Origin of the sequence: Spirosoma oryzicola (genome assembly GCF_021233055.1) — a bacterium.
GTDB lineage: Bacteria > Bacteroidota > Bacteroidia > Cytophagales > Spirosomataceae > Spirosoma > Spirosoma oryzicola.
Window position 1 is genome coordinate 2,038,883 of record NZ_CP089538.1, and the last position, 18,618, is coordinate 2,057,500.

Below are 18,618 nucleotides of genomic sequence, written 5' to 3' on the forward strand. Positions count from 1 at the left end.
AAATAGTCATTTTCGCGTATTAGAATCGCTTTTATGGACCCTTCGCAGCGCCCTGCCAACACATTCAGGACTTCGCCTTCTCCGCAACCCCGCCCTAAAGTTGGGCATTCTTCCGCGCAACGCTTGCAGAAGGGTGGGCGTTGGCAACAGGCGCGTCATTTCATTCGTGAGCGCCCTTTGCTGGAACGCATCTACTGGTTCAGCATTAAAGCGTTTCTGTGGTTATTTTTTGGTTCGCTGGGATACGTGGTTGTTCTCAAGTATGTGCCCGTATGGGTAACACCGTTAGTGGTATCACGATGGATAGACACCATTGGAACGGACGAGAGTAGCCATGTTTACAAGAAGTGGCGGTCGTACGATGAGATCAGCAAGGAAGCTGCTCTGGCGGTCGTTGCTTCCGAAGACCAGGCCTTTCCAATCCACTGGGGTTTTGATTTCGACGAGATTCAGGATGCCATCAAAGAAAACAAAACCCGTGAACGCCCGCGCGGAGCCAGCACGATCTCGCAGCAGGTTGCCAAAAACGTGTTTTTGTGGAATGGCCGCAGCTACATTCGAAAAGGGTTAGAGGTTTATTTCACGGCTGTTATTGAGTTGATCTGGGGCAAAAAACGCATTCTGGAAGTGTATCTGAACGTGGCAGAAACGGGTCCGATGACGTTTGGTGTCGAAGCGGCCTCCGAGCGGTTTTACGGTCACTCAGCCGCTACGCTTTCACGGAATGAAGCCGCCCGCATTGCCGCCGTACTGCCCAATCCGCGTCAGTTTTCCATTAAAAATCCGTCGAGCTATATTCAACGGCGAACGCGACAGATCACCCGTCAGATGCGTTACCTGGGCGGTCAGAAATACATCAGAAATTTGTAAGTTAAGCAAATCACTTTACCGGTAGAGTGATTTGCGATCAACCTGGAATGGTAGGGGTCCCTGCCGACTTAGCTTCATTTGCGCGAGTGTCGCACCCGAGCGGGCGCATTGCTCGGGCGTATGGCCGTCCACGAAAGCGGTCAGGAAACCAGCCCAGTAGGCATCCCCGGCACCCGTAACGTCGACCACATCTACTTTTTTGCCTGGTATTACAGCCTGCTGAGCACCACCATCATACGACACGATACTGCCGTTAGCGCCCAGGGTAAAGCAAATGATTTTTGCGCCCATTTTGTGAAAATCGCTCAGAATGCGTTCGGTCGATTGCTTTTCTCCGTACAGTCGTTCGGCATCGTCTTCGCTGAGCTTCACCAGAGCACCCGCCGAACAGTAGTCGGCCAGTACCCGCCACGCTTGTTCACGGTCGGGCCAGATCGTTGGCGCGTAATTGGCATCGATCGTAACCTGACAACCGGCAGCTTGCGCGCGCTTGGCCGCATCGCAAATGGCATCCTGCGCGGGCTGGCGGCTCAACGCAAAACAGGTGGTGTGAAACAACGTTGTCTGGGCCAGAAGCGAGTCCGGTAGCTGATCCGTTTGAATCTGGCAATCGGCGTGGCGGTAGGCAACAAAGTCGGGTGTACCCGCCGTTCGTGAAACCAGTACAATACTCGTTGGCTCCTGCGCATGCTTTGTGACAAATTGCGTGTCAACACCTACTTCGGCAGTCTCTCGCGTAAGGTACCGGCCAATGTTGTCATCGCCAACGCAGGCAACAAGCGCTGTTTTGTTACCCATTCGAGCCATGTTTGCCGCCATATTGGCCGGGCTACCACCCTGATACCGCCGGAAGTCCAGTGCATCGAGCAGACTGGATGAAACATGATGTCCAATAAAGTCAGCAAGCAGTTCGCCAACGGCGATGAGGGTGTAAGGGCGGGAAGATGTCGTCATAAAAAAGGTATTCCGATCAGCCGTTTTGCTGCTTTTGGCGCTTGGCTGATCGGAATGGCAAATGTAAAACAGATTCGTAATTAATTACCGCCTGGATTGACCGGGAAAGCGGCTTCTTCGCTGCGTCTTGTTTCTTTAACCAGAAAACAGGAACCGGCTGCCAATAACAAACACACGCCCGCCAAGGCCAGTGCATTACGAGGGTCGTTGTTGAGGTAAGGGTAAATAAACTGAATCGTCAGGTTGTTAATGATTTGCGGTACGACAATAAAGCCGTTAAAGATACCCATGTACACGCCCATCCGCTCGGCGGGAACCGAACTTGACAACAATACATACGGCATCGACAGAATAGAGCCCCAGGCGAAACCAACGAGCGTCATACCGATCAAAAAAACGTATTTATCGTTCGAAAGTAACATCGACAGAAAACCGAAACCGCCGATGGTCAGAAATAAGGCATGGGTAGCTCGCCGACCCACTACATTAGCGATGGCAGGCAGAAAAAACGAAATACTGAAGCACCCTACGTTAAACATGGCAAAACACAGGTTTCCCCACTCGGTACCTTCTTGAAAGCCGGGTGATTGGGCGGTAGGGGCATTGAACGCATGACGCGCTACGGCCAACGTGAGAAACTGCCACATCAGCGGAAGGGCAAACCAGGTAAAGAATTTAACCCACCAGAGTTGTCGCATGGTAACGGGCATTTCTTTCAGGGCGGCAAAAATCTCGTTGAAAGCCCCGCTAATGCCGCTACCCTCATGCTTCATGCGCTCAAACTCGGCCATGTCGTCGGGGGGATACTCGTCCGTTGTGTAGATCGTCCAGATAACAGCCAGAATCACGGCGGCACCACCGATATAAAACGGGTATTTAATGCTATTCGGAATAACGCCCGTTGCGACAGCCGCTGCTGAGGTAATGCCGAGCAGGCGAAAAATAGTTGGCATCAGGTTGGCCAGCGTTTGACCGAAGCCAACGAAGAAGCTTTGCATGGCAAAACCTAACCCGCGTTGCTTGTCGTTGAGCTTGTCACCGATAAAAGCCCGGAACGGTTCCTGCGTAATGTTGAGTCCTGTATCGAGAATCCACATCAGGCTTGCCGCCATCCAGAGCGCCGACGAGTTGGGCATAAGAAAAAGCGCCAGGCTGGTCACAATCGCTCCGATGAGGAAAAAAGGTTTTCGGCGGCCCCAGCGGGGCGACCACGTTCGGTCACTTATGGAGCCAATGATGGGTTGAACAATCAGACCTGTTACCGGCCCCGCCAGCCATAGAATGGGAATGTTAGCTTCGTCGGCGTTCAGATATCGAAAGATGGGACTCATGTTGGCCTGTTGAAGGCCAAAGCCATATTGGATTCCGAAGAAACCAAAACTCATGTTCCAGATTTGCCAGAAGCTCAGATTTGGCTTAGTCCCAACGCTCGATTTCTGCGTTTTTTCAGTCTGCATGTACCGTTTAAATAGATTAGTAGCCGTAGATTTATAGAATACAGCAATAATACATAGACGGTTGCAGGATACACAGAAAAATTTGTGTTATTTTTCTGAAAAGCCGTAATTTTAAGCATGATTCCGAATTGTCGGCTGTCCGTTGCTTTGGTGCTTACGGCCTTATTTCTTTCGTTTCAAGCGTGGGCAGCATCCTCGGCAGATTCGTCGCGTTCGGTCCTGATCCGCTCGGTTGTTCTCAACGGAAATTACCGCACTCGCGACCGTATTATTTTGCGTGAGATGACATTACATCCGGGCGATACCGTTCGGCTAGCTGACCTCGCCGGACGCGTAGCCTGGGATCAGCGAAACATCAACAACACGAATCTGTTTGTAACCGTCGATGTCTCCACGGTGCAGGTAACTCCGGACGATTCTACGCAACTGGGGCTTCTCGATCTGACCGTTAACCTGAAAGAGCGGTGGTATCTGATTGCTTACCCCGTATTTGATATAGCCGACAGAAACCTGAACGAATGGTGGTACGACCGGGGACGGGATCTGCGACGGGTTATCTACGGCGGACGGCTCAGCTATCGAAATGTGACGGGAAACAACGACGTGCTTCAGGTCGCCATTGAACGGGGTTTCTTACAGCGCACGGTGGTCTCGTATTCCCGACCGTACATCGACAAGGCGCAGCGGATCGGACTGCGGGCGGATCTGGCTTACATGACCAACAAAGAAATTCCGTATCGAACGTTGGCCGACAAATGGGTATACATTAAAGATGAACAGGTGTTGCGTGAGCGGGCTTACGCGGGCTTGGTTCTGACGCATCGGCGCGGGCTTTACCACTATCACGTGCTGGATACGCGCTATACCCGCCTTACAATTGCGGACACAATCGCGAAGCTGAACCCCGATTATTTTCTGGATGGACGTACTCATCAGCAATACCTGTCGATGAGCTACAATTACCGCTACGATCAGCGGGACAATGTATCGTTTCCACTGCGGGGAAAAGTGATTACCGCTGGTATCGGTGTATCGGGAATACTGCCTAGTGATAATTTCCGGTTTCTCGAACTGTCGTCCTCCATGACGCGCTACTGGCCGTTGGGCGGGCGTTTCTACGCGGCTGGCAGTATTCGCGGGCGCGCCACCTGGCCGACACGGCAGCCTTACTTTAATCTACGCGGCTTAGGAAGTTCCAGCGAAATGGTACGTGGGTATGAGCTGTACGTAATCGATGGTCAGCGATCCGTGATCTGGCGTAATAGTTTGCGCTATCAGCTTTTCAATACAGTCAAACAACTCAACTGGCTGCACATTCGCCAGTTCAATACGATTCCGATTGCGGCTTACATCACGGCTTTCGGCGATGCCGGTTACGTGAGTAGTACCGTCGCTGAACAGTATCAGAGTAAACTGGCCAACCGCTTGTTGTTAGGAACGGGACTTAGCCTCGATATCGTAACGTATTACAATTTCGTCATGCGATTTAGTGGGTCAGTTAACCGGCAGGGAAAGGCAGGCTTCTTCTTTAACCTTGCTCAGGAGTTTTGAGCGTTCCGCTCCACTCATCAATTCCCCTGCACAATTTGGTCTTGCGGTAACCAATCATCCAAATCCGGAGCGCTACGATTGCTTCGCGTTCTACATTTGATGCGTCAATTCGACCTAACCTTCTCTACGCCAGTGTAGACGCATCCGCATTTTCCTTACTCGTTCAACGTCAACCGCTTCTTCGACAAGTCGGAACGAGCTTATTCATCCGCTTACCCGTTCATTCTTAATCCGTTTAACAATCGTTCATCTATGGAATTTTTATCGCTCATGTCCGCATGGAGCTGGGTAATCCTGCTCGTCCTGGCGGTGGTACTGTACAAACTGGTACTCCGCTTTTTGTTCGGGATGGTTATTGTTCCCGAAGACCGTATTGGTCTGATTACCAAAAAATACGTTTTAGTCGGTCAGGATCGTGGCTTGCCCGACGGTCGGATCATTGCGACGAAAGGCGAAGCGGGTTATCAGGCGCAAACGCTGGCACCGGGTCTGTACTGGTGGCTATGGCCCTGGCAGTACGGTGTTACGATGCAGCCGTTTACGGTCGTTCCCGAAGGAAAAATCGGCTTGGTGTTGTCGAACGACGGTGCTGAACTACCGACGGGTAACATTCTGGCCCGACGGGTGGACTGCGATAACTTTCAGGACACCGAACGTTTTCTCAATGGAAATGGTCAGAAAGGGCGGCAAACGGCAATGCTGACGCCTGGAACGTACCGGATCAATACTTTTGCGTTTACCATTACCATCGCCGACATGACCGTTATCAAAGAAAACATGGTCGGTATCATTACTACACTTGACGGCGCACCCCTGCAACCGGGCCAGATCGCGGGTAAGACGGTCGAAGGACACAACAACTTCCAGGATGTAGATTCATTCCTGAAAAACGGCGGCAACCGAGGGCTTCAGCCGCAGGTGGTGCTGGCCGGATCGTACTACATAAATCCGTGGGCCGTTCAAATCGAAGAGATTCCCATGACCGAAGTACCGATTGGTCATGTCGGTGTGGTGATTTCGTACATCGGCGAGGATGGCGAGGACCTGACGGGCGAATCCTTTAAACACGGTAACATCGTTCGACGCGGGTTTCGGGGTGTTTGGATGGAACCGCTGGGACCGGGTAAGTATCCCGTTAATACCTACACGATGAAAGTAGAGGGTGTGCCAACCACAAACCTGGTGCTGAACTGGGCCAATGCCCGCACAGAATCGCACGATCTCGACCGCAATCTCTCAACGATTACGGTACGTTCCAAAGACGGCTTCCCGTTTAACCTCGACGTAGCACAGATCATCCATATTCCATCGGCAGAAGCGCCCAAAGTGATCGCTCGCTTTGGTAGCATGAACAACCTCGTATCACAGGTGCTGGAACCGACAATCGGTAACTATTTCCGAAACTCGGCCCAGGATTCGGACGTAATCGCTTTCCTGAGCACGCGGAAGGAACGGCAGGAGGCCGCCCGCGAACACATCCGGGCCGTGTTGGAAGTCTACAACGTAAACGCGGTTGATACGCTAATCGGTGATATTGTACCGCCCGATAGCTTGATGAAAACGCTGACCGACCGGAAGATTGCGCAGGAAGAAGAAAAAACGTACGAAACGCAGCGAATGGCGCAGGAAAAACGCCAGGGTATGGAGCGCGAAACGGCGTTGGCCGATATTCAGCGGGAGGTTGTCAAAGCGCAGCAAAGCGTTGAAATTGCTCAACGTACTGCCGATGCTGCCGTAAAAAAATCGGAAGGGGAAGCGCGTAGCCTGAAACTACAGGTTGGTGCGGAAGCCGAAGCGACCAAAATCCGGGCCGAGGCCAACGCGGAAGCCCGTCGTCGTCAGTCGGCAGCGGATGCTGAAGCGACCAAACTCACCGCCGACGCAGAAGCCGAACGGATTGCCAAAACGGGTACAGCCGAAGCCGAAAAAATTCTGGCCATCGGTCGCTCAACGGCTGAAGCGTACGAATTACAGGTTAAGGCCATGGGCGAGGAGAACTTTACCCGTTTTAAAATTACGGAAGAGATTGGTAAAGGAAATATCCGGGTTATCCCCGACATTGTCATCAACGGAGGGAGCGGCACCGATGGTTCGCTCAATGGATTGATGGGCTTGAAACTGCTGGAACAGATTGAAGAACGAAAAAGTGGTCGATCAACGAAAATCGTTGATGTCCTGAAACCCGTGGAAAGTAAGCCTGGTAAAAACGAATAAGCCATAAAAACAGAAACCCCGCGTCTGATACAAACGCGGGGTTTTAAAGGATAAACAGGTAAGCCTTTACGAAACGCTCACCGACTCGGGCGACTTTACAGGCTCATCGAGGTTAACCATTTCCATACGGGGTGTAAAGAAGTGCATGATCAACCAGGCGAGTAGATAAGCACTGCCGCAAATGATAAAGATCAAATTATACCCACCGTTGAGGTTACCCGCTTCTTTATACGTATCCAACAACCAGCCGACGAGTAATGGAAAAAAGATGCCGCCGACGGACCCTGCCATACCGCCGATCCCGATTACGGAGCTAAGCGCTTTTTTAGGAAATACATCGGATGCGGTGGTGTAAATGTTGGCGCTCCAAGCCTGGTGAGCGGCTGCCGCCAAGCTAATGAGGGCTACAGCCTGCCAAATGTCGGTAGCATACCGAGCGGCCATGATGGGTACTACAGCCACGGCGAACAAGAACATGGCCGTTTTGCGCGCCTTGAACACAGTCCATCCACGCCGAATCAGGTAGGATGAAAGATAACCACCCCCAATACTACCAATCGTTGTCGCGGTGTAGACGATCACCAGCGGTAGGCTTGGTTTTTTAAGGTCCAGGTTGAACGTAGTGGAAAAATAGGAGGGAAGCCAGAACAGGAAAAACCACCAGATGGGATCGGTGAGCATTTTACCGAACACGAACGCCCATGTTTGCCGAATACCAAACAACTTAGCCCATTGAACAGGTTTGGCATTTTCTGATTCTATTTCGTTATCGCTATGGATATACGCCAGTTCTGCCTGCGATACGCGTTTTTGCCGGGCAGGAACTTCATAGTAAATCAGCCAGAAGACTAACCAGATAAACCCGATAGCTCCCGTGATAATAAACGCTTCTTCCCAACCGTAAACGCCCAAAATCCACGGAACCATCACGGGCGCAACGACGGCACCAATATTAGCGCCGGAGTTAAAAATACCCGTAGCAAATGCCCGTTCTTTTTTCGGAAACCATTCCGCTACGGCTTTAATAGCTGCCGGAAAGTTACCCGATTCACCTAAACCAAGTGCCGCCCGTGCTACGCCAAACCCAAACGTGCTGGTAGCTACGGCATGAGCGATAGCGGCTAAACTCCAGGCTATCAACGAAATGGTGTAACCCAGCTTGGTACCGATCCGGTCGATGATCCGCCCGAAAAGTAGTAGGCCGATGGCATAAGCCGCAGCAAAGGCCATAACAATTCGACTGTAGTCCGTTTCGGTCCAGCTAAATTCGCTTTCAAGCGTAGGTTTGAGCAAACCGATCACCTGCCGGTCGAGGTAGTTGATTGTGGTAGCAAAAAACAGTAGCGTTACTACTGTCCAGCGAAAATTTCCGGGCTTATTTTCCATTAGGTGTATTGAGTGGATGGAGTGATGAAGACGATTATCGTGGCTAAATTAAATGAAGTATAGAGTCAACATACTCTTGTATTAATGGTATACAAAGCGAGCGCAGGTACGATCCTACTTTTGCTTTCTAGATTTCTTGTTTGTTCGCCACGGCAAAAATAAAATCCAGTACACCCAGGTAGAAGTATGTTTCTGCTCACTGTCAGCGTGGTATCCGAGTATCCTTTCAACGGCTCAAACTGTCTTAAGAGGTATTAAAAGAGGCTTGGAAGTTAGCTGATCCAGCCAACTTAATCAGCCAAAACGAATAAGTAGACAGGTTACTCATTACCTTTAGCTTCTCATTCACAGCCCCGTTTTTAGCTGGATAGTAGTAACTGTTATGGACAAAACTAGACCACGGCAGGCGTCTGCTCCCAAGGCCTCGTTGCTTGGGCTGCTCAGGCCCTACTCCCGAATGGTCATTTTACTGATTCTGTTTGCCTTGATCAGTAACGGCATCAATCTGCTTCTGCCCATGATCATTTCGCACGGAATCGATGACTATGCCGCCGGACATTTCGTGTTGAAAAGAACAGTGATTCAGTTTCTGCTGGCGGCTCTGTTTATTTTCGTTTTTACCTACCTGCAAAGTATCGTCCAGACCTACGCTTCTGAACAGGTAGCCAGAGACTTGCGGACGCAACTGGCCGATAAATTATCGCGCCAACGGTTTGCCTACATTCAGGAGACTAACCCGTCGCGGTTGCTGACAAATCTGACATCTGACGTTGATTCTGTCAAAACGTTTGTTTCGCAAGCAGTGGTATCCATCGTGTCGTCGCTGTGCATTATTGTCGGGGCTAGTATACTGCTGGTCAATATAAACTGGAAGCTGGGGCTTACTGTCATGGCCATTATCCCCATCGTGGGCGTCACGTTCTACATTCTGATGAGCAAAGTCAGAACGCTGTTCGTGCGAAGTCGAGGGGTAGTGGATTGGCTGAATAAGGTTATCAATGAAAGCATTCTCGGCGCAGCCCTGATTCGGGTACTCAATGCCCAGCAGCTTGAATACGAAAAGTTTCTGGCGGCTAATACCGATGCGAAAGATATTGGGTTGGCTATTCTGCGGCTCTTTGCCGCGCTGATACCGATTATTTCGTTCACGGCCAATATGGCGGCTTTGAGCATTTTGGTCATGGGTGGGCACTTTGTTATTACCGGGAGCATGACGCTCGGCGATTTTGCTGCTTTCAATGGCTACCTGGCCCTGCTTATTTTCCCAATCATTGTCATTGGTTTTATGAGTAACGTCATTGCCCAGGCGTCGGCCTCGTATGAGCGGGTCAGCCAGGTATTGCAGGCACCCGAAACGGCTAAGACCGGAACCATCGATCTGCCTTTACAGGGCACGATTACCGTTCGAAACGTATCCGTTTATTACGATGGGAAACTGGCGCTTAAGGATGTGTCTTTTTCGGTGAAGGCAGGGAGCCGAACCGCTATTGTAGGACCCACAGCGGCTGGAAAAAGCCAATTGCTGTATCTCCTGACCGGACTGATCGACTCCCAGGAAGGAAGCGTTGCGTACGACGAGTTATCCATTGATCAGTACAGCGAAGACGCGTTTCATCGGCAGGTTGGGTTCGTGTTTCAGGATAGTATCATCTTTAACATGAGCCTTCGGGAAAATATTGCTTTTAGTGATAGCGTAACCGATGAGTCGGTACAAAAAGCAATCGACACGGCGGAGCTACGCGGCTTCATCGACTCGCTGCCCGAAGCATTACAGACCGTTGTATCGGAACGGGGAAGCACCCTGTCGGGTGGTCAGAAACAGCGGATCATGCTGGCCCGCGCACTAGCACTCAATCCTAAAGTACTGCTGCTGGACGACTTTACGGCTCGGGTTGATGCGAATACGGAACAGAAAATCGTGCAGAATATCCAACGCAATTATCCGGATCTAACGCTGGTATCGGTCACCCAGAAGATTACGTCTGCCGAACAGTATGAGCAAATCATTTTACTCATGGAGGGCGAGATCGTTGCCAGAGGCACGCACCCCGAATTGATGAACAGTAGTCCCGAGTACGTTCAAATTTACCAGTCGCAACGCAGTACGAGCCAGTATGAATTACGATCTTAACCAGTTTGTCGGGCAAAAAGAAGAGAAAAACGCTACCTACAAAGCACTTCGAAAACTGCTGGCGCTGATCAATGATGAGCACCGAACGCTGGCTTTTGCCTTTGCGGCTATTCTCATTAATTCGGCATTGCTGCTGCTTGGTCCTATCCTTATTGGACGAACCATCGATCAATACATCCAGCACAAGCAATTCGATGGCGTGTTGAGGAATGCCGGTATTTTGCTGGTAATCTACCTGATTGCCTTCGCGACCGGGTACACGCAGACACGGTTGATGGGTGGGGTGGGCCAGCGAACCTTGTTCAAACTTCGCAATGCGGTCTTCAATAAACTACAGGAGTTACCCGTCGCTTTTTTCAATCAAAACAAAGCGGGCGATCTTATTTCGAGAGTCAACAACGACACCGATAAACTAAACTTGTTTTTCTCGCAGGCGCTGATGCAGTTTATTAGCAGCATCTTTATGATGACGGGTGCGGGACTCTTTTTGCTGTTTATCAACCTGCCGCTCGGTGCTGCCGCTTTATCGCCCGCTTTGCTGCTTTGGTTTTTTACCCAGGCTACCTCAGCCTGGGTGAAGCGTAAAAATGCGCTTAATCTGAAAAGCGTAGGTGATATGAGCGCCGAGATTCAGGAAAGCCTGAATAATTTCAAAGTCATTATTGCGTTCAACCGACGCGACTATTTCCGGAAACGGTTCGAGAAAGCCAACCAGCAGAATTACAAAACGGCTATCGGCGCTGGTCTGGCCAACAACGTTTATCTGCCGATTTACGGACTCTCGGCTCAACTGGGGCAGTTGATCGTTCTTTCGTTCGGTATTTATTTGATCGCAACGGATCGTTTTACCGTCGGCCTGCTGATTAGTTTTCTCAGCTATGTGACCAACTTCTATAATCCCTTGCGACAACTGGCAACGTTATGGACGAGCTTTCAGGTGGCGCTGGCCGGATGGGATCGAATTTCTCATCTGTTGGCGTTACAAACGAATCTGACAACCATTGAACAACCATTGGCAACACCGGATAGCGCGTTGCTATCGTTCAGGCACGTGTCGTTTGCTTATCCAACTGGCCGGGAAGTACTGCATGATATAAACTTTGAGCTGGAGAAGGGCAAAACGTACGCTCTGGTTGGCCCTACCGGGGGTGGTAAAACAACCACCGCTTCGTTGATGGCCCGCTTGTACGACCCAACCAGTGGTATTATACTACTTGGCGGAAAAGATATTCGGGCGTACAGTCCAGCAGAGCGAGCACAAAAAATCGGGTTTATTCTCCAGGAGCCTTTCTTGTTTACCGGTACCGTCCGCGACAACATCCTATACGGTAACTCGCAATATCAGCAGTATACCAACGAGCAACTAACTGATGTTATTCACGCGGCTAATTTGCAGGAATTGCTGAAGCGATTTGATGAGGGGCTAGACACGACCGTCCAGACAAGTGGTGACGCGATCAGTCTAGGGCAAAAGCAGCTAATTGCTTTCATGCGTGCCGTGTTACGCAATCCAGATCTGTTGATTCTTGACGAAGCTACCGCGAATATCGACACGGTTACTGAAAAATTGCTGGATGAAATTCTACAGAATCTGCCCGCAAAAACAACGCTTATCATTATCGCCCACCGCCTGAATACCATCGAGCGGGCCGACGATATCTATTTTATCAATGCGGGGCAGGTTACAAAAGCCGGTTCGCTTAACGACGCTGTTACCATGCTTCTTCACGGTAAACAGGTGAGCTAAACGAACCGGCGCTAAACCGTTAGACCGTTACTTGTTCCTCAGCGGTTTCCTTTACTTCAAGACGCTTTTTCTCTTCCGCAATGGCTACTGGACTACCAAACATGTAGAACATCTTCTTGCGGAATCCACGTGCCTGTTTGACATCGTTGATCATATCCGCTACTTCGTGGAAGTTGATAAACAAAGGATTCGCTTTGTTGGGAATGTTGGTGGTGATACCGTAAATAACAGGCTCTACTTCTGGTTCGAAAGTGCCGAACATCCGGTCCCAGAAAATAAAGGTCGCACCGTAGTTTTTGTCGATGTACTGTTCCTGCGAGCCATGATGAACCCGGTGATTAGAAGGAGTTGCAAAAATGTACTCAACCCAGGATGGCATCCGACGAATGTATTCGGTGTGAACCCAGAACTGGAATAAAACCGCAATCTGATTGGTAACAAAGAAAATAATCGGGTGGAAGCCCATGAACGCTACGGGCAGAAAGAAAATAATCTTTATGTGTTGAATCCAGCTAAGTCGGTACGAAACAGTCAGGTTATAATGCTCGCCGGAGTGGTGAACTACGTGTGTTGCCCACCAGAAGCGTTGCTCGTGCGAAACCCGGTGCGCCCAGTAGCTAAAGAAATCGTAGATGATATAACAGGGAATCAGCGTCCACCACTGAAACTCCATACGCCAGGGTAGTGCATTGTAGATCCAGACGCACAAGTACAGCAGGGCTAATTTAATCGCAGCGGATACTACCAGATTACCGAGGCCGACCAAAACAGAACCGATTGTTTCTTTTTTATCGTAAAAATCGTGCTCTTGATAATAAGCAACGACCATTTCTATGACTGTGAAAAATAGCATTACCGGCACTGCCCATAAGATAATGTTGGGAATACTTTTCTCGACACTATTAATGCTTTCCAAAGAAATTTTATCGGCACCAAACAAAGAAAATGGCATAACGAAAACTGTTTGTGATCAATACAATAACTCTATTAGCAACCTAATCTATATGTTTACGTTCATTAATCGGGGTTTAAGCTTAGAAAAGTTTAAAATAAAGATTTAAAAATTCTATTGATGGCTATTTAAAGAGCAAACGGTACTAGCTCGACAGTACTGACCGCTTTACTAATCGACTAACTTTGTCCGATTAATCGCTCAAGCATGAATAGATCTTTCCTTATTGTAGCTGCCCTTGTAATGGGCTTGTGTTTCCAAGCTTGCAACGCCCGAAAAACAACCGACGAACAAGGCACTAATTCGACTACCGCTACCGCTTCATCGGCTGAACCAGCGGCTGATGTATCGGTTACGGGCCGACTGGCCGATCTTGGTCTTACTTCGGATAGCCACTGGCGGGGTATCAACCTCGGTGATGCGTTCAGCAACGTAAAAAGTACCGAAAAAGGAGAACCCTTTGAAAGTGATGAGAACCACATCGGTTACACAGTCGAATTCAAAAATCTGGAATCGGCTGATATGCTGTATTACCAGAAAAATCAGAACGTATCGGCGATCAACGTTGATTTGTTTCTAAATAACCAGCAGTCGGTTGATGGGTATAAAAAAGAACTCGAACCTTATTTTACCGCTCGGTATGGTACGGCTAAAGCTGTCAATGGATCATCGGTCTGGACAGGGCCTAAAGGCGAAACGATTACATTGAAAGACGTATCGAAAGGTAAAGACTTTGGTTTGAAAATCAGGATTGCGCAGGATGAAGGCGCGATCACCGCTTCGACGAAGTAAATAGGTAATAAACGCTAAGAGCCCCGGCCAGTTGGTCGGGGCTCTTAGCGTTTAAAAGGCTTTGGTGCTAGACGGTATGCATCCAGCCAAATGTATCGTCAACCTTGCCGGTGCGCAGATCGGCCAGGTAATTTCTAACGCGAACGGCGAATGATTCTTCGGGTGCAAATTCGGGCAGCATATGGTCTTTGCCATTGTAGCCGATCAGTGAGTAAGGCGACGAACCAACCGCTGTTCCAGCACCGAACGCTTCGGTCAACCGCCCGGATTCGATCCCGCTAATCACTTCTTCGATGGATACAAGCCGTTCTTCAACCGTGATCCCCCAACTGCGGGCAATCTGTAGAATCGAATCGCGGGTAACACCTTGCAAAATTGAATCCGAGGTTGCGGGAGTCACCAGTTTTCCGTCGATCATGAACATGATGTTCATCGTGCCTGATTCCTCGATGTATTTGTGCTCGCGCGCGTCCGTCCAGATCAACTGATCGTAACCTTGTTGTTGAGCCAGCAACGTTGGATACATCGAACCGGCATAGTTTCCTGCGCATTTTGCGTAGCCCACGCCACCTGGAGCCGAGCGGATGTACTCCGTTTCAACTTTTAGCTTTGGTGGGTTTGAATAATAAGCGCCAACCGGGCAGGTAAAAATGCAGAAACGGTACGTTTTTGACGGAGCCACACCCAGATATGTATCGGTCGCAAACATATAAGGCCGGATGTACAGCGAACTGTCAGGGGCGGTTGGAACCCAGTCGGCGTCCACGCGCAGCAGCGCTTCCAGACCGCCCATAAAAACCTCTTCGGGCAGGGTGGCCATGCACATCCGCTTGGCCGACTCGTTCATGCGTTCAAAGTTCTTGTAAGGACGGAACATCATTACCTCACCCGATTCACTTTTGAATGCTTTCATGCCTTCAAAAATAGACTGACCGTAATGAAGTGACGATAGAGCCGGACTTAGCGTAAAGTTGTCAAACGGCACGATCATTTGATTCTGCCACTGACCGTCAATAAAGTCGGCCACGAACATGTGATCCGAGAAATGTTTTCCGAAAGGCAGATGGTTAAAATCTACCTCCTGAATCCGGGAGCGCTCCGCTTTCCGCAATTCAATTTGCAAGACGTCCGTCGTCATAATCAGGCTATTAGTTAACGAGTCAGGTGTTTATTACCCACCTGAGGCAAAGCTAAATAATTAGATTGAGTAAATTTAGTTGTCAAAACAACTTTTTTTTCGTGGTTAGGATCTGCATTTTTTCGTGTGCCAAGTAGGGCTCGATGGCTACGTTCTGGGCTTCCAGCTGACCTCTTCTACATCCAGTTCATAAGACATTTTGCGGCAAAGCACAAACAGGTAATCAGACAAGCGGTTTAGGTATTGTATTACCAAATTATCTATCAAAAACTCTTCGTTTAGCCTAATCACCATTCGTTCGGCCCGGCGGCAAACGGTACGAGCCAGGTGGCAAAAGGATACGGACTCGTGACCACCGGGCAAAACGAACGATCGAAGTTCCGGTAGATCAATATCCATCGTATCCATCGCCTGTTCCAATAAGAAAACGTCGTTTGCTACAATAGACGGAACCGGGCGTTTGGGCGCTTTCTCCGGATCCGTAGCGAGTTCAGCGCCAATGGTAAACAACCGGTCCTGAATTTCTTTCAAAAACTCTTTTCGTTGCGAATTTATTGGCTGATCGCGTACTAAACCGATCCAGGCGTTTAATTCATCGACGGTACCGTATGCATCGATGCGCAAGTCGGCTTTGCTGACTCGACGCCCCCCAATTAGAGCGGTCTGGCCTGTATCGCCTGCTCTTGTATAAATCTTCATACTATTTCTAAACCAAAATGGGTATCAAACGGCTAAGCTAACGGAATTACACCATTCGGGCCGTACCTTTGTACCCTGATTTCAGTAGTCAGCATTAAAACTAAATTGTTAGATTGAGTTGAGAGTAACGGTTGCCGTTTTGGTAGTACGCATTCTCGCTTGTTCATCGCACCGGCGATCCGGTCAATTCAATGAAAACAGGTACTTTTTTCGTTCGAACGTGGCGTATTTTGTCCGTTCTCGGTTTTTTGTTCGCACTATTCAATAGTTATATCTCGTATCCAGGTGATGTTGCCGTTCGCTTCAATGAACTTGGTCAACCCATCCAGACCATCGATCGTGAAGTTATTTTTTACGTCGCCGTCGCTATTTTTCTGATCAACAATACGCTGATCAAACTTGTGTCGCGCTTATTTCTTCGCGTTCCTACCGCCAACCTTCCGATTCCAAATCTGGCGGTCTGGTCTTCACATCGTTCCCAACTAAACGAAGTTTTTACCAATTGGTTTAATGCCTTGATGGCAGCTATCAACACGGTTGCTGCATTAGGGTTGATCGTTTTGTCACTGCTCAACCGTTCCGATCGGAGTATGCAAGCCATTGATTACGCTTGGTTATTACCGCTCATCACGGCTATTCTGATTGTTGTGCTGGTAGCGTTGCCTGCTCGGTTATTTATGAAACCTAGCGCCGATGACTGAGACAAACGAATTATCGCTGAGGCAATTTCAATACGACTTGCCCGACGAACGCATTGCCCGTTTCCCGCTGCCTCAGCGTGACGCTTCGAAGTTACTCGTCTATCGCGGAGGACAGATCCATCACGAGCATTTTGGTAATTTGCCCAGTTGGCTTCCCAAAAACAGCTTTTTAGTCTTTAATAATACGAAAGTCATTCCGGCGCGGCTGCACTTTACGAAAACGACGGGAGCTGTTATCGAGCTTTTCCTGCTGAATCCGTTTGCCAAAGAGCAGGATGCGGGGCTGCAACCAATCAGTGTGGCTATGGAAGCAACGGGCGAAGCGGTCTGGCAGGGAATGATTGGCAATCGAAAACGTTGGAAGTCTACGGAAACGCTCGAAACAACGCTTTCGACACCAACGGGTGATGTGTTACTTACCGCAAGCTGGTACGATTATGAACAATCGGCGGTTCGACTGCAATGGCAACCGGCAGAAAACACCTTTGCGCAGATCATTCAATACGCGGGCGAAATACCCTTGCCCCCCTATCTCAAGCGCAACGCGACTGCCGCCGACCGGGAAACGTACCAAACCGTCTATTCAAAGCAGGAGGGAGCCGTAGCTGCACCTACCGCCGGATTGCATTTTACGCCCGCTGTATTCAACGAGCTGGCTCAGCGTGGCTTCGAACATGATTACCTGACGCTGCACGTTGGAGCCGGAACTTTTCAGCCTATCAAAACGGAGAACGTCCGGGAGCATCACATGCATACCGAACAAGTCGTTTATACGGGAGCTAACCTACGCAATTTGCTGGATCATCTCGATACGATTATTGCCGTGGGAACAACGTCAATGCGAGCGCTGGAAAGTTTGTATTGGATGGGTGTAAAGCTACTGCGCAATGACCCGGACCCGCTTCGACTTGATCAGCACTACGCTTACCAATTGACCCTTGACGAGCAACCGCCGGCTGAGCAAGCTATTCAGGCCCTTCTGCGCCATTTAGTCGATGCAGAGCAAGAGTCGATTGTAGCGCACACGGGCATTTATATAACGCCTGGTTATCGGTTTAAACTCTGCAAAGGGATTATTACGAATTTCCATCAACCTGGCTCAACGCTGATTTTATTGATTGCGGCCTTGATCGGCGAGGATTGGAAACGTGTCTACGAAGAAGCGCTCGGAAACGATTATCGTTTTTTGAGTTACGGTGACTCGTCGCTGCTTCTGCCGTAAACTACTAACTTTGCGACCTTTCGAGAGTGCCGGTACGAATAGATCGCGCACTCACTTACCTATTTGCTATTTCATCAGTCTACGTATGAATTTTATAGAAGAACTCCGTTGGCGGGGCATGTTGCACGACATGACACCCGGTACCGAAGAACAGCTGCAAAAAGAAATGATAGCGGGCTACATCGGTTTTGATCCGACCGCTGCATCGCTTCACATCGGTAATTTGGCAACCATCATGTTGCTGGTACATTTACAGCGCGCCGGTCATAAACCCTTCGCACTGGTAGGGGGCGCTACGGGCATGATTGGTGATCCATCGGGACGTTCCACGGAGCGAGATTACTTATCGGAAGAAACCTTGCGGCACAATCAGGAAGGCATTCGGGCGCAACTAACGCGTTTCCTGAGTTTTGATTCAGGCGAAAATGCTGCCGAGATGGTCAATAATTATGACTGGTTCAAAGGAATCACCTTCCTTGATTTCTTGCGCGAAGCAGGGCAGCATATAACAGTCAATTATATGGTAGCAAAAGATTCTGTAAAAAAGCGACTGGAAACGGGCCTGTCATTTATGGAATTCTCGTACCAGCTTTTGCAGGGATACGACTTCTATTGGTTATACAAGAACAAAGGGGTTCGCCTACAGATGGGAGGGTCTGACCAGTGGGGTAATATCACAACGGGGACTGAACTGATCCGGCGCAAAGAAGGCAGGGAAGAATACCAGGCGTTTGCTCTAACAACGCCATTGATCACAAAATCCGACGGAACCAAGTTTGGTAAGTCGGCGGGTGGAAATATCTG

15 protein-coding genes (1 of these 15 running past the window's edge) are annotated in these 18,618 nt (G+C 49.5%); 9 read left to right on the forward strand and 6 right to left on the reverse strand.

Annotated features, from left to right (window positions below):
* Positions 1 to 33: 33 nt before the first annotated feature.
* Positions 34 to 870, forward strand: a complete 837-nt coding sequence (mtgA, locus tag LQ777_RS08245) for a monofunctional biosynthetic peptidoglycan transglycosylase (RefSeq protein WP_232562043.1) — start codon at positions 34 to 36, stop codon at positions 868 to 870.
* Between the two features lie 15 nt (positions 871 to 885).
* Here mtgA and LQ777_RS08250 read toward each other — a convergent pair whose 3' ends face one another.
* Both LQ777_RS08250 and LQ777_RS08255 read right to left on the reverse strand, forming a co-directional pair.
* Positions 886 to 1,824 carry a carbohydrate kinase family protein gene (locus LQ777_RS08250; protein ID WP_232562044.1) on the reverse strand — a complete coding sequence of 313 codons (939 nt, stop codon included), beginning with the start codon at positions 1,822 to 1,824 and terminating at the stop codon, positions 886 to 888.
* Positions 1,825 to 1,904: 80 nt separating this feature from the next.
* Positions 1,905 to 3,281, reverse strand: a complete 1,377-nt coding sequence (locus LQ777_RS08255; RefSeq protein WP_232562045.1) for an MFS transporter — start codon at positions 3,279 to 3,281, stop codon at positions 1,905 to 1,907.
* Between the two features lie 117 nt (positions 3,282 to 3,398).
* On the opposite strand from LQ777_RS08255, the gene LQ777_RS08260 reads away from it, so the two are divergent.
* Both LQ777_RS08260 and LQ777_RS08265 read left to right on the forward strand, forming a co-directional pair.
* On the forward strand, positions 3,399 to 4,832 hold the full coding sequence (locus LQ777_RS08260) for a BamA/TamA family outer membrane protein (protein ID WP_232562046.1): 1,434 nt from the start codon (positions 3,399 to 3,401) through the stop codon (positions 4,830 to 4,832).
* Positions 4,833 to 5,084: 252 nt separating this feature from the next.
* Entirely contained in the window at positions 5,085 to 7,046 is a 1,962-nt protein-coding gene (locus LQ777_RS08265) for an SPFH domain-containing protein (RefSeq protein WP_232562047.1), read from the forward strand.
* 66 nt (positions 7,047 to 7,112) lie between these two features.
* On the opposite strand, the gene LQ777_RS08270 is transcribed toward LQ777_RS08265, so the two are convergent.
* A complete protein-coding gene (locus LQ777_RS08270) occupies positions 7,113 to 8,432 on the reverse strand; it encodes an MFS transporter (RefSeq protein WP_232562048.1) in 1,320 nt (439 codons plus the stop codon).
* Positions 8,433 to 8,814: 382 nt separating this feature from the next.
* Here LQ777_RS08270 and LQ777_RS08275 point away from each other — a divergent pair, with 382 nt between their 5' ends.
* Positions 8,815 to 10,563, forward strand: a complete 1,749-nt coding sequence (locus tag LQ777_RS08275) for an ABC transporter ATP-binding protein (RefSeq protein WP_232562049.1) — start codon at positions 8,815 to 8,817, stop codon at positions 10,561 to 10,563.
* Entirely contained in the window at positions 10,547 to 12,310 is a 1,764-nt protein-coding gene (locus tag LQ777_RS08280; protein ID WP_232562050.1) for an ABC transporter ATP-binding protein, read from the forward strand. The genes LQ777_RS08275 and LQ777_RS08280 overlap by 17 nt, the downstream gene beginning before the upstream one ends.
* 19 nt (positions 12,311 to 12,329) lie before the next feature.
* On the opposite strand, the gene LQ777_RS08285 is transcribed toward LQ777_RS08280, so the two are convergent.
* Positions 12,330 to 13,262, reverse strand: coding sequence for a sterol desaturase family protein (locus tag LQ777_RS08285; RefSeq protein ID WP_232562051.1), 933 nt, complete (start codon positions 13,260 to 13,262; stop codon positions 12,330 to 12,332).
* Between the two features lie 207 nt (positions 13,263 to 13,469).
* On the opposite strand from LQ777_RS08285, the gene LQ777_RS08290 reads away from it, so the two are divergent.
* A complete protein-coding gene (locus LQ777_RS08290; protein ID WP_232562052.1) occupies positions 13,470 to 14,054 on the forward strand; it encodes a hypothetical protein in 585 nt (194 codons plus the stop codon).
* A 67-nt stretch (positions 14,055 to 14,121) separates the two neighbouring features.
* Here the strand turns inward: LQ777_RS08290 and LQ777_RS08295 are convergent, their stop codons facing one another.
* Both LQ777_RS08295 and LQ777_RS08300 read right to left on the reverse strand, forming a co-directional pair.
* Positions 14,122 to 15,192, reverse strand: a complete 1,071-nt coding sequence (locus LQ777_RS08295) for a branched-chain amino acid aminotransferase (protein WP_232562053.1) — start codon at positions 15,190 to 15,192, stop codon at positions 14,122 to 14,124.
* A gap of 147 nt (positions 15,193 to 15,339) precedes the next feature.
* Positions 15,340 to 15,891, reverse strand: coding sequence for a cob(I)yrinic acid a,c-diamide adenosyltransferase (locus LQ777_RS08300; protein WP_232562054.1), 552 nt, complete (start codon positions 15,889 to 15,891; stop codon positions 15,340 to 15,342).
* Between the two features lie 191 nt (positions 15,892 to 16,082).
* Here LQ777_RS08300 and LQ777_RS08305 point away from each other — a divergent pair, with 191 nt between their 5' ends.
* The 3 genes from LQ777_RS08305 to tyrS form a co-directional block, all read left to right on the forward strand.
* Positions 16,083 to 16,592, forward strand: a complete 510-nt coding sequence (locus LQ777_RS08305) for a hypothetical protein (protein WP_232562055.1) — start codon at positions 16,083 to 16,085, stop codon at positions 16,590 to 16,592.
* Positions 16,585 to 17,814 carry an S-adenosylmethionine:tRNA ribosyltransferase-isomerase gene (locus tag LQ777_RS08310; RefSeq protein WP_232562056.1) on the forward strand — a complete coding sequence of 410 codons (1,230 nt, stop codon included), beginning with the start codon at positions 16,585 to 16,587 and terminating at the stop codon, positions 17,812 to 17,814. The genes LQ777_RS08305 and LQ777_RS08310 overlap by 8 nt, the downstream gene beginning before the upstream one ends.
* 85 nt (positions 17,815 to 17,899) lie before the next feature.
* Positions 17,900 to 18,618, forward strand: partial view of a tyrosine--tRNA ligase gene (tyrS, locus tag LQ777_RS08315; RefSeq protein WP_232562057.1) — the 5' portion only. Its footprint extends 568 nt past the window's final position; 719 of the gene's 1,287 nt are visible here — the first part of the coding sequence; its start codon is at positions 17,900 to 17,902; its stop codon lies beyond the right edge, outside the window.